Here is a 12,163-nt window from a genome sequence, read left to right on the forward strand (position 1 = left end):
ATACTAAAAGGTAGTAAAGGTGAGATTAATAGAGTGGCACGAGGCCACTTTATTCGTTGATTATTTAATATATTTTGCGAGGTATTTTTTAAATACCGGATCTGACATTGCCAATTGTCGTTGCTCATCCATGATTTCCTTAAGCAAAGACTCTGATGTCAGAGGGTTAGCCAAGACTACACGAAATACGACCGTTGGTTGGCGATCATATTGCTCTGGTGTTAATCGTGTTCGAGAAACAAAAGAGCGGCCTGCTTCACGCTGACGCTTTTGCATGCTTGCAGTAAAACGGTTGAGTGCGGCATAAATATCGATTTTTTCCTGTTCACCCGCCTGTGCGATTACCGCTTTTATTTGCTCAGGCACATAGCGGTAAGTCAGCAAACATAGCTCAGGTTCAGAGATCAGCTCAAAATCGGGGGTTTGTTTAATTAGTTCGGCAAAATACCGCGCCTTTTCAATCCCTTTATCAATAAGCATCTCATAGCCTTGACGGCCAATAACACGCAAACATGCATGCACTAACATCGCCATACCCGGGCGACTCCCCTCTAATGTATGACTTCCCAGATCTTTAGAGCCTTTACGTAAGATGTATTCAGCGTGGTGCTCGATTGCATCAGATGCCGCAGGGTCTTTAAACAACACCATCCCCGCTCCCATAGGCACATACATTTGTTTATGTGCATCTATGGTAATTGAATCTGCTCGCTCCACCCCTTTAAGAAGGTGGCGATTGTTATTTGATAAAAGTGTTGCCCCACCCCAAGCTGCGTCAACATGAAAGTGGCAATTGAGTTCTTCGGCTAAATCGGCCATCTCTTCAAGTGGATCAATATTGCCCGTTTCGGTCGTCCCAGCGACACCAACTAAGGCCAATACTTTTATCCCTTGTGCTTCAAGTTCATGAGCTTTGGCTCGCATGGCATTAACATCGACCTTATTGTTGCAAGCCGTTTTGATTGAAATGAAGTTATCTCGACCAATACCTAAAACATCAGCGGCCTTGCCTAACGAATAATGTCCTCTTTCAGAAACCAATACCGCTAAGCCTCGATAGCCATAATGTAGCATTGCGGCCACAATACCCGATGCGCCAATACCTTTAAATTCACCATCCGCTTTTAATAAACGGTTTCGTGCTATCCAAAGCGCAGTTATATTGGCGATGGTACCACCCGAACAAAAAGCACCGAGTGACGTTTTCGCGCTGTGCATCCATTTATCGTAGAAAGCATCATCACTGCTATAAACCAAGTGATGCATCATTCCCAATACTTGACGCTCGAGCGGAGTAAAAGCTTTTGACGTTTCGATTTTGACTAGGTTCTGATTGAGTCCCACCATCAACTTCGACAGAGGCAACACGAAATGCGGTAAAGCTGAGGTCATATGCCCAATAAAACTTGGGGCTGCGGTATGCACTGAATGGGCAACTAATTGCTCCATGATATCTTGCGCATAGTCAGAGACAAACATCGGCACTTCGGGGATCACCGCCGACTGAAAATCTTTTTCAACTTCGTGCAGAGGCTTTTCAATTGCCGCAATATTCTCATTTAAAAAGCCAGCCAAATTGCTCGAGATTTCTTGCTCGATTCTGCTTAAAGTTGAATCAGGCGCCTCAGGCACAGTAAATATACGCATTAAGCTTTCTTCAGACGCAACGGCGCAACGCTTTGGACCCATCAATACTACCTAAACATCAAACGGTGCAGTAGCTTACCTACCCATTCAAGAGATTGAGTAGATACAAATTGCACAAGAGATTGTGATACATGAAATGGCTAACTTTACTGTAAAGAAAGGGAATTGTCTTCTATTGTCTAGTTAAAATTCATGAAACATTGACAATTTTATTAAAACCCAACGAAAGTTCAGTGAAAAATCCCCAGGTGTTCTAGCGTTTCTATTTTACATTCTCGTCAAAAGTGAGGTATAAAATAGGAACATAGCCCAGCAAAACGGCACATTACCGACTTGCCTGCAACAATGCATTTTATTGATCATTGCTGAGGAAGTTTTTTGCTTTATTTCTTCTCAAGATATCAATTTATGTTGTATTGTTTATATTATGTAACAAAGCAGCGCCAGTTAGGCATTTTATCGTTGCGAAATAACGATATTGTGGATAAAGGATTATCATGAATACGCGGAGCATAGCTCAACCACTCAAAGCCAAGTCTAAACACCATTTAGCAAAAGCGACTCCGCTTTTAGGGTTTACAGGTTATACTTCCCGACTCCCTGTTGCATGGCTTCTATTAGCCTCATTTATCTTTTTAGCTGCTTTATCGATTTATGTAATCGCCAACTATTACGATACACGCCGCGATATCATGGCCAGAATTGACGCACAGCTTGTCAATGCCGCCACCAGCGCAAACGTCATTGTTGGCAAAAAGTATCACCAATCGCCTAATCAGATAACTGCAACTGAGTTTAAGCAAAAAAGCCACGCACTCACCGAGCTTGCCCGTGCTCTAAACGTTGAATACGTCTATACCATGGTGCTAAAGCCACCTTATGTGCATTTTACTGCATCCAGTTACACTCGAGAAGATCTCAAACTCAACCGACTAACACGCTATCAAGACGTTTATACTGAGGCATCCATTACTCTAAAAAGCGCCTTTCATTCCACCGAACCAGTATTTGAAATCGATAAGGACAAATGGGGTCACTTTAAAAGTGTGTTTATTCCCTTCGTGCTGCCCGATGGCACTACTTATATAGCAGGCGCTGACTTGACAATACACGATTTAGAAAGTCGGTTACAAGAAAGTGTGATGGATGCCGCGATTGACGCTAGCTTCTTTTTTGTGATGTTTTTGATTGTCGTAAGCCTGTACTTTATGTATTACAAGAAAACCTTAACAACGGATAGCCGCACCGGGTTTGGCAACCGAATTGCCCTTGAGCAGGCACTTAAGTATTCTAAGTCGCAACACCTTTGCTTGAGCGTAGTGTGGGTAAAAGAGCTTGAAGATATCATTAGCTTCTATGGTACAGAAGTCGGCGATAACGTTATGGCAAAAGTCATGAGCTACTTTATCGAGTTTACTCATCCGTTTGAGGTTTACCGCCTAACCACCTCTAAAATTGCGCTAGTGACCAGTATCGAAAATGGTGAGCATTATTTGGCGAACTTAACGGAGACATTTCCTTGTGCAAAACCCATATACGATGCGCCGCACTTATACGTTAATTTGTGTGCGGGTGTTGCTAAAGGCAATTGCGCGCTGTTGCTTGAGAATGCCTTTCTCGCGCTGCGTCAGGCTCAACAGCAAAATACCCAAGTCTGTTATTTTGATTCTCAGCTGCAAATAAACCCCCAGCAACAATCAAAAAACCTCCATCTCACTCGTTTACTGCAAAGCGCGTGTGAATCAGACCGCATCATTCCCTTTTTTACGCCGCGTAAAGCTTGTCACGACCATGCTGACATTCAGTACCACTGCACGGCACGGGTCCTTAACGAGCGCGGCGCTATCATCGACGCCGAACATTTTTATCCGGTAATGAAGCAGCCTAAACTTCGCGCACAAATTAGCATGAAACTACTTGAGTTATGCGTCACCCGTTTTCGTAAATCAAACCATGCTTGGAGCATGCAATTAAGCCACAGTGAAATCGCGGATGCGGAATATTTTGAATATATCAGCCAGATCCTACGCCGTTACCCACAACCACAGCTCATCACATTTGAGTTTAATGAAACGGATGTACTCAAAAACTTTAGCGATATGAGCTTAATGATGCAGTCGTTAAAAGCAAAAGGTGCAAATGTTGCGGTAACGGGTGTGAATTGCGGTTTCCTTACTATCAACCGGATCTTAAAACTCCCACTGGATGCCATTTGTTTAGAAGCTAGTATTTGTGAAAACTTAGATGAAGATGAGATGCTGCTGAGCTCCATTGAATATCTAGCAAGTCATTGCAATGCCAAGCGGATAGACTTGATTGTACCCTGTGTTGCCACCAGCAAACAGGCAAAACAATTGGAAGCTGCAGGCGTTGCTAGATTGGAAGGGAGCTGGATAGGCAAAGCAAGCGGCCACCTTTAAGCCGCTTTATCAACCTGAAGTGCCGGATTAAATTAAAGTGTTACGACTAGGCGGGTACTTGATTGACCACTTGCCCAATACTTACGTTCAAAGGGCGTAATGGCCTCATCACTTTCATAGGCTTCCACTTCAACATCAACGCCGCTAAGCGCCAAAGCTCTGGCAAACTCTTTGACATAAATATCCCAATTACTGCGCAACTCCAACTTACCACCTAACTTGACGATAAAAGGAAACACCGCGCTACCATGCCAACGTCTTTGAATGTGTTTAGCTTTCGGCCACGGATTGGGATACAGCAAATAATGGTGAGTTGGCTGCCAATCTGCTTCCAGCGCTAATCGCCAAAAGTCATTGAGATCGGCTTGCACCAAAATATATTGGCCTTGCTCCGTTTGTTTATATTCAACGTCGTGTTTATCTAGTCGATGCGCAGACTTGTCTATGCCAATTACCAATGCATCAGGGTGTCGCTTCGCCAAATTTGCTGTACTTTCACCAACACCACAACATGAGTCCAAAATAATCGGTCCATTAAAGGCCTGTACTCGCGCATTAACCTCATCGAAAGCACTTTGTGTATGTGCCGCAATCGGCTTTTTAAACTCAGCGGTTAGATGCTTAGTAACGATTTCATCGAGCTTATCGTGTAGGCCCTGTTGATTAGTGGTGATACTACGAGAGTTTGCTTCTGTCATAACCAGTCATTATTAAGGGGGATTAGTAAGGATTTTACCTGAAATAACACAAGAGCGCTGCAATTGATGGCAGCGCTCATTCTTTATCCTGCGATTAGTGTCTTAGCCCAACACCGCGTTTAATCAAGTGCAGTGACAACCAAAATAGACCACATATAAATACACCTAATACCGTAAAGGCAACACCAATATTAACGTCAGAGACTCCTAAAAAGCCAAAACGGAAGGCATTTACCATATAAATGATCGGATTTATCTGCGACACACCTTGCCAAAACTCCGGCAGTAATGTGATTGAGTAGAATACGCCACCAAGGTAGGTCAGAGGTGTCAGCACAAAAGTCGGAATAATACTAATATCGTCGAAACTGTTGGCAAACACCGCATTGATCAAACCACCTAATGCAAATACGGCTGACGTTAAAATAACCGTAATGATGATAACTGCAAGATTGTGAATTTGAATATCCACGAAAAACAGACTAACGATAGTAACAATAAGTCCGACTAGCATACCTCTCGCCATGCCACCGCCCATATAGCCAAGCACAATAATATAGTTAGGCACGGGTGCCACGAGCAGCTCTTCAATACTCTTTTGAAACTTGGTGGAGTAAAAACTCGAGGCAACATTAGAATAGGAGTTGGTGATCACCGACATCATGATTAAGCCAGGTACAATAAACTCCATGTAGCTAAAGCCCCCCATCTCACCAATGCGCGAGCCAATTAAACTGCCAAATATCACAAAATAAAGTGTCATGGTGATCGCTGGCGGTACTAAGGTTTGCACCCAAATACGTAAAAACCGAATACACTCTTTTATCCAAATACTTTTTAACGCGACGCCATATTTCAACACGATTATGCCCCTCTCCCCTGCTCCAGTAAGCCAACAAACAACTCTTCTAAACGGTTAGCTTTGTTACGCATACTTAATACTTGATTACCTTGCTCTGTGAGCTGTGTGAACACCCCATTGAGCCCTTGCGACTTAGCTACTTCTACCTCAATAGTATGGTCATCAACGGTGGTAAATTGGTAACCATCGAGTGCCACAGGCTGCATGGGCGACTTAAGATCAAGTACAAACGTTTCTTTATCCAACTTTGCAAGTAATGCCTTGATGGTCGTATGCTCAACAATCGTGCCTTTATCAATAATCGCAATATTTCGGCACAGCAGCTCAGCTTCTTCTAAGTAATGCGTTGTGAGTATAATCGTTACTCCTTGCCTATTAATTTCACGTAAAAAGTCCCACATAGAACGGCGTAGCTCAATGTCCACACCAGCCGTAGGTTCATCCAAAATAAGAAGCTTAGGCTCATGCATCAATGCTCTTGCAATCATCAAGCGACGCTTCATACCGCCAGATAGCGTGCGGGCTTGCTTATCTTTTTTCTCAAATAATCCTAGCTGCTTGAGATACTTCTCGGCTCGCTGATGGGCAACGTCTCTTGGCACACCATAATAGCCCGCCTGAGTCACTAGAATTTGGTTTAGCGTCTCGAATTGGCTAAAGTTGAACTCCTGTGGTACTAAACCTAAGTTCGACTTAGCGTCTTCCAGGTGAGTATCAATACTATGACCAAAAACCTCTACACTGCCTTGGGTTTTATTCACCAATGAGGCAATAACGCCTATTGTGGTAGATTTACCCGCTCCATTTGGACCAAGCAACGCAAAGAAATCCCCTTCTTGAACCTCGAGATCAATGCCTTTAACGGCTTCAACGCCGTTACTATAAACTTTTTTTAACCCTTTGATGTTTAGTGCTATTGTCATATTTTATTATTCTCCATAACCCCAGCGTTTAGCTAGGGTATGCTCGATGTTTAGATGATCTAAAATACGGGCCACCATAAAGTCGACCAAGTCGTCGATACTTTGTGGCTGATGATAAAAACCAGGCGCTGCAGGCATGATAGTCACGCCCAAGCGGCTAAGCTTGAGCATGTTTTCAAGATGAATTGGACTAAAGGGCGTCTCGCGCGGCACTAATATTAATTGGCCACGTTCTTTGATCACCACATCGGCTGCACGCTCAAGCAAATTGTCAGATGCCCCAAGCGCAATGGCTGACACGCTTCCTGCGCTACACGGGCACACCACCATCTGCTTTGGAGCGGCCGAACCGGATGCCACAGGGCTAAACCAGTTATCTTTACCAAACACCTGAATTTGCTTATCTTTAGCACAGAAAAGCGCCTGTAGTTGCTCCGTTGCTTTTTGTTCATTACCAGAGAGTTTTAGATTGGACTCAGTATCCAGCACTACTCTGGCTGCGCTCGAGATTAGCACGTAAACTTGATAGTTTAACGACACCAATACCTCGAGTAATCTCAGTCCGTAAGGGGCGCCCGACGCACCGCTAAAGGCCAGCGTAATTGGCCCATTAAATGTTTGTTCTGACATAATGATTACTTTTTCAATGCAGTTAAAAGTTTGTCGTGGATGCCACCAAAACCACCATTACTCATGATCAACACATGCTGGTTTGGTGCTTGATTTGTCACAACCTGTGCGACAATCTCATCTACGCTTGCAAAACACTGACGACCCGCGGCTTCGGCTTGTGCTTTAAGAGACCAAGATAAGCCTTCTGGTTCGAATAGATACACTTCATCTGCCGCATCAAGCGATTGCAATAAGGTTTCTTGGTGAATGCCAAGCTTCATCGTATTTGAGCGCGGCTCTAAAATAGCAATGATAGGTGCATCTCCAACTTTAGCTCTAAGCCCTGCTAGGGTCGTTGCTATTGCTGTAGGGTGATGCGCGAAGTCATCATAGACAGTAACGCCATTGACTTCCCCTTTGACTTCCATACGGCGTTTAGGAGAAATAAATTGCCCTAGCGCTTCGATACTCACCTCAATTGGAATGCCCACATGTCTTGCTGCCGCAATCGCCATCATGGCGTTCTTCACATTATGCACACCAATCGCCTGCCAATTTACTTCGCCTTTTTCTTCGCCTTCAAATAACACCACAAAGCGAGAACCGTCAGCCTTGAGCAGGTTATACGACCATTCTTTGCCAAGCGATTCCTGCTCGCTCCAAAAACCGCGTTCAATAACGTTTTGTAACGCAGCATCATCTGCTGGATATATGGCCTTACCCTGACTGGGTAGCGTGCGAATTAAATGATGAAACTGGGTTTGAATGGCATTTAAATCTGGAAAAATATCAGCGTGATCATATTCGAGATTATTGAGTATTAACGTGCGAGGTAAATAATGGACAAACTTGCTGCGTTTATCGAAAAACGCCGTATCGTATTCGTCGGCTTCGATAACAAAGAATGGCGTATCTGAGGTGCGCGCCGACACACCAAAGTTTTGCACTATGCCACCAATCAAAAAGCCCGGGCGTAATCCTGCGTATTCGAGTAACCACGCTAACATACTTGCTGTGGTTGTTTTGCCATGCGTACCGGCAACCGCCAACACCCATGACTGGCGTAATACATGGTCTTTTAACCATTCAGGGCCCGAGGTATAACACATACCCTTTTCTAAAACATATTCAACGCACGGATTACCACGACTCATGGCATTGCCGATGATCACCACATCAGGCTCAACATCAATGAGTTGCTTAGGGTCGTACCCCTGAGTTAATTCAATACCGAGTGATTCGAGTTGGGTACTCATCGGGGGGTAAACATTGAGATCTGAACCTGTGACTTTGTGCCCCAATGATTGAGCGATGGCTGCGATCCCGCCCATAAAGGTACCGCAAATCCCTAAAATATGTACGTGCATGATGTTAGCGTTCTTTATTATTTCATTGCCGTTTAGATTAACATACTCAGCTTATTGGTGGCTGACTTTATTGTTGAATCTCATGCACCAGTATTATTCTTTATTTTTAGATGGGTGATGTGAGGACGTGTTCAAGGTTTTGTCGCGCTTAAAGATGTGTCGCGCTAAAGCACGACCTACGGTTGGTGGTGCGTGCCATGCAAAAWGGAACGTTGTGGCAAAGGTTTGTCGCGCTAAAGCGCGACCTACGGTTGGTGGTGCGTGCCATGCAAAAAGGAACGTTGTGGCAAAGGTTTGTCGCGCTAAAGCGCGACCTACGGTTGGTGGTGCGTGCCATGCAAAAAGGAACGTTGTGGCAAAGGTTTGTCGCGCTAAAGCGCGACCTACGATGCTGTTGCGGCCGACCACACGCCTTTTTCAATGCCCTGTTTTACCATCAAAGTCAGCGCTTTTTCTATCGCTTGCGTTACACAAATATGCATCGGTTCATTATCGCTAAACCCCGCTTCAGCTTCGGCTAAACGTTTGTAACTCACATAGCGGAAAAAACCAGCCCGAACTTCCATGGATAGCACTTTTTTGCTACTGGCGACGGAGAGCAACACTTGTCCTGTACGAACATCAACTGCGCGCATATAAATGGAGATAACATCCTCACGATAAAGCTCAGATGCACCTATACCAAAATACTCCATCCCCAAACCACCTGTACGGATATTAGAGTCATAGCTGATGATCCCACCTTCTAAAATGATCTTTGCAGTCATTAATGGTGGTAAAGCGCTTGTGTCATTATCATCATTTGCCGCACGGATGATCTTGCGCTCAGTCAGCAGGTTTTGCAGTCCTTCACGCTCTACCGGAATAAACCAATCAGTTTCGTGTAGTGCCTGCATTAAAATTGAATTAGCACCTTGGGTCACCGCTGTTGAAAATGAGCTTACATTATCTTGAGGCTTATATTGCCCAGTTTGGTCACGAAATGAATAAACAGAAACGGGAATTCTACCTTTAGGAGTGGGTAAGTTTTTCAATTCTGCAAAAGTTTCGGTGTCGGTCAACTCAATTGCCACGCTTTGCGAGGGTGGTAACACGCGCGACATGCTGGAACAACCTCCAAGCAGTAACAAAAAAACCAATAAAATTACGCGGAGCATTTAATATCCTCCACCAGCCGATGAGGCAAACCTAGGTACTTCCAGAATGGTTTCCTCACCCGATGCTGTATTCGTTATTCTCACTGTGATTGTGTCGGGTGTGCTGGTGATCACTTGGATTTGATAGTCGCCACTCATAAATGTCGCGTCTTGATTAAAGATACTGTCTTGAATATCTTCACCAAACGCCACATCCGTGATCTCTCTCACCAAACGGTTGAGATAGGTACGCTCAAGCGACTCTTGAAACTTTTCATCATAGGTTTTTTCTATGATTGGCGCTCTGTGCTTATTTTGAGATTGCGCTTTACTCAGTAACATATTGGCGTTTAGCGGGTTACCCCCAAATGCTGGATTAATTGGTTTATAAACGAGTTCCGTCGCTGTCACATTTGCACCAATTAACATTAACCCAGCACACACGATTGTTGTTTTTATTATTGTCATGTTACCACCCACTTGCTGCCAAATCTTCTGAACCACTTTGCTGATATTGCTCTCTTGCCATTGCATCCATAATGGTGAAAATAGCAGTTTCGACTCGCTCATCAACGGAGCCGCCTCTTCTTCCCATTGCTGTCGCGTAGACTGCTCGATTATTCATTAATACCTCAAGTCGAGTGCCGGCTCGAGGTAATACCGTTTCCTTCACTGTAATATTGATCCCAGACGTATTGGGAACATCTCTCCAAAGTTGTGAAAACTGAAAGTAAAATTGGTGTCCAAATCGACTTATACTTTGATCTATGACTAAACCATCAATCTCTACATCTTCTCGAGCACTTAGTGAAGCAGGCAAACAAAGCAAAGCACTCAAGAGTATTATTTTTCTTATCATCGTGGATTACTCACAACTCGAGAGGTATGGAAACTCAATATTTATCTGAATTAAGTAGAGAAAAATGAGAGGCACAGGGCCTCTCATTTATTACTCAATCACTGCTGAGTAATTGTAGCAACGTTGTTGTCACCAACTTGAGTTACGGTAATGTTTTGACCACTACCTGTAATTCCACCTTGGACTAAGTTGCCGTCACCAATTTGGCTTACTGTAAATGCATTATCATCACCGTTAATAATAAATGCCTCTGAGCCCATCCCCATCACAAAGTTGTTACTACCATTTTGTGTGATGTCTAACATATTGCGGCTGCCTTCAAGCATTAAATCGATCGCGTTAAATTCGCCTGATTGCGCAATATCTACTTGGTTTGAACTACTATCAACCACACTGCTCATGGTAAGGGCCACACCATTACCAGTGCCACTTTGTGAAATATCAACGGTATTATCATTACTTGCAAGGCTAACGTCTGGGTAAGAAGACTGTACAATCACCTCGTTCTCAGCCCCAGTCTGAGTAACATCAATATCGTTATCATTACCGTTGAAGTTCGCAACATGTGCAATGTTCGCGTCACCCACTTGAGTCGCTGAGAACTCATTGTTTTCACCAGCAACCCCAAGGTACATCTCGTTGCCATTACCGATTTGCATTGCGGTAAATTCGTTATCATTACCAACAACATCAGCTTGAACTTTATTCTCGTCACCACGCTGCTCAGTCGTCACTTCGTTGTCGTTACCAACTAATAGATCTGATGCAAAGGTGTTAGTTGAGCCTTCCTGATCGATACTAAACTCATTATTGTTTCCAGTAATTTCAAATACGTTAACCGTATTGCTATCACCTTCCGATTGCTCAATCTCAACCTGGTTGTCATCACCAATCACGGTCTCTACAGCAATAACGTTGAAGTTGCCGTTCTGACTCGACTCAATTTCGTTTTCATTCCCTTGTAGGCTAACCACTTTATATTGGTTATATAGACCATTTTGGTCCAAGGTAATTTGGTTCATATCACCTTGTACTGACTCAAGAGTGGCCTCGTTCCACATACCAGCTTGTGTTGCTGATATCTCGTTTTGGCTGCCCTGCATATCAAGGTTGTAAAACCATTGACCACCAGAGCCTTGAGATACCGTAATGGTATTTTGATCGCCATTAATAACATTGATGGCTTCGTTGTTGATCCCAAGGACTCCACTACCTGACTGCTGAACGTCAATCGCATTGTCGTCGCCAGTAACTTCCGTTAATGCGCCGTTTGCTTCACCATCTTGACTATATACTTGGTTATTGTTGTTACCAGTGGTCGTCACAATAGCGACGTTACCAGTACCATTCTGATCGGCCTCAGTAATATTATTGTCGCCAATCGTAGTCACATCTGTCAGGTTAGAAGTACCCAGCTGCACCGAAGCTAACTCGTTACCACCTTGGCTACCTGAAGTTTGTGAGAGTTTGAGTTCGTTACTTGTTCCACTTGCACGCTCCACTTGTGAAAGTGCAGAAGTAGAAAGCGCTTTATTATCTGATTTTGCCTCAGCATGTGCTGTAATTGAATGGGTTAACGCAAGCGCGATAGCGCAACTCACGATAGATTTAGAAAACTTCACACTGTTCTCCTTAGAGA

Annotated in this window: 11 protein-coding genes; 1 reads left to right on the top strand and 10 read right to left on the bottom strand. The window is 44.0% G+C overall.

Annotated features, from left to right (window positions below; translation table 11 throughout):
• Window positions 1-60: 60 nt before the first annotated feature.
• Window positions 61-1,689 (bottom strand): pyridoxal-dependent aspartate 1-decarboxylase PanP, encoded by a 1,629-nt coding sequence (panP, locus tag L1D50_RS16220; RefSeq protein ID WP_128728705.1) that lies wholly within the window; start codon window positions 1,687-1,689, stop codon window positions 61-63.
• 455 nt (window positions 1,690-2,144) lie between these two features.
• Here panP and L1D50_RS16225 point away from each other — a divergent pair, with 455 nt between their 5' ends.
• A complete protein-coding gene (locus L1D50_RS16225) occupies window positions 2,145-4,067 on the top strand; it encodes an EAL domain-containing protein (RefSeq protein ID WP_128728706.1) in 1,923 nt (640 codons plus the stop codon).
• A gap of 32 nt (window positions 4,068-4,099) precedes the next feature.
• Here L1D50_RS16225 and L1D50_RS16230 read toward each other — a convergent pair whose 3' ends face one another.
• From L1D50_RS16230 to L1D50_RS16270, 9 genes are all read right to left on the bottom strand, one after another.
• Entirely contained in the window at window positions 4,100-4,765 is a 666-nt protein-coding gene (locus L1D50_RS16230) for a methyltransferase domain-containing protein (protein WP_138524343.1), read from the bottom strand.
• A gap of 94 nt (window positions 4,766-4,859) precedes the next feature.
• A complete protein-coding gene (locus L1D50_RS16235) occupies window positions 4,860-5,627 on the bottom strand; it encodes an ABC transporter permease (protein ID WP_138524345.1) in 768 nt (255 codons plus the stop codon).
• 2 nt (window positions 5,628-5,629) lie between these two features.
• Window positions 5,630-6,550: an ABC transporter ATP-binding protein gene (locus L1D50_RS16240; protein ID WP_138524347.1), complete on the bottom strand. Its 921-nt coding sequence runs from the start codon at window positions 6,548-6,550 to the stop codon at window positions 5,630-5,632.
• 6 nt (window positions 6,551-6,556) lie between these two features.
• On the bottom strand, window positions 6,557-7,180 hold the full coding sequence (locus tag L1D50_RS16245) for a flavin prenyltransferase UbiX (protein ID WP_239966415.1): 624 nt from the start codon (window positions 7,178-7,180) through the stop codon (window positions 6,557-6,559).
• 5 nt (window positions 7,181-7,185) lie between these two features.
• Window positions 7,186-8,529, bottom strand: coding sequence for a UDP-N-acetylmuramate:L-alanyl-gamma-D-glutamyl-meso-diaminopimelate ligase (mpl, locus tag L1D50_RS16250; RefSeq protein ID WP_239966416.1), 1,344 nt, complete (start codon window positions 8,527-8,529; stop codon window positions 7,186-7,188).
• 383 nt (window positions 8,530-8,912) lie between these two features.
• Complete coding sequence (locus L1D50_RS16255; protein WP_138522299.1) at window positions 8,913-9,686, bottom strand: CsgG/HfaB family protein; 774 nt, start codon at window positions 9,684-9,686, stop codon at window positions 8,913-8,915.
• The gene (locus tag L1D50_RS16260; protein WP_128728713.1) at window positions 9,687-10,133 is read right to left on the bottom strand and encodes a curli assembly protein CsgF; all 447 of its coding nucleotides are present in this window, start codon (window positions 10,131-10,133) and stop codon (window positions 9,687-9,689) included. It lies immediately after the preceding gene.
• Window position 10,134: 1 nt separating this feature from the next.
• Entirely contained in the window at window positions 10,135-10,524 is a 390-nt protein-coding gene (locus L1D50_RS16265) for a CsgE family curli-type amyloid fiber assembly protein (protein ID WP_128728714.1), read from the bottom strand.
• 98 nt (window positions 10,525-10,622) lie between these two features.
• Window positions 10,623-12,163: hypothetical protein (locus L1D50_RS16270; RefSeq protein ID WP_239966417.1), on the bottom strand; the 1,541-nt coding region annotated here is incomplete at its 5' end.

It is taken from the genome of Pseudoalteromonas sp. Isolate6 (assembly GCF_022398435.1).
Taxonomy (GTDB): domain Bacteria; phylum Pseudomonadota; class Gammaproteobacteria; order Enterobacterales; family Alteromonadaceae; genus Pseudoalteromonas; species Pseudoalteromonas galatheae.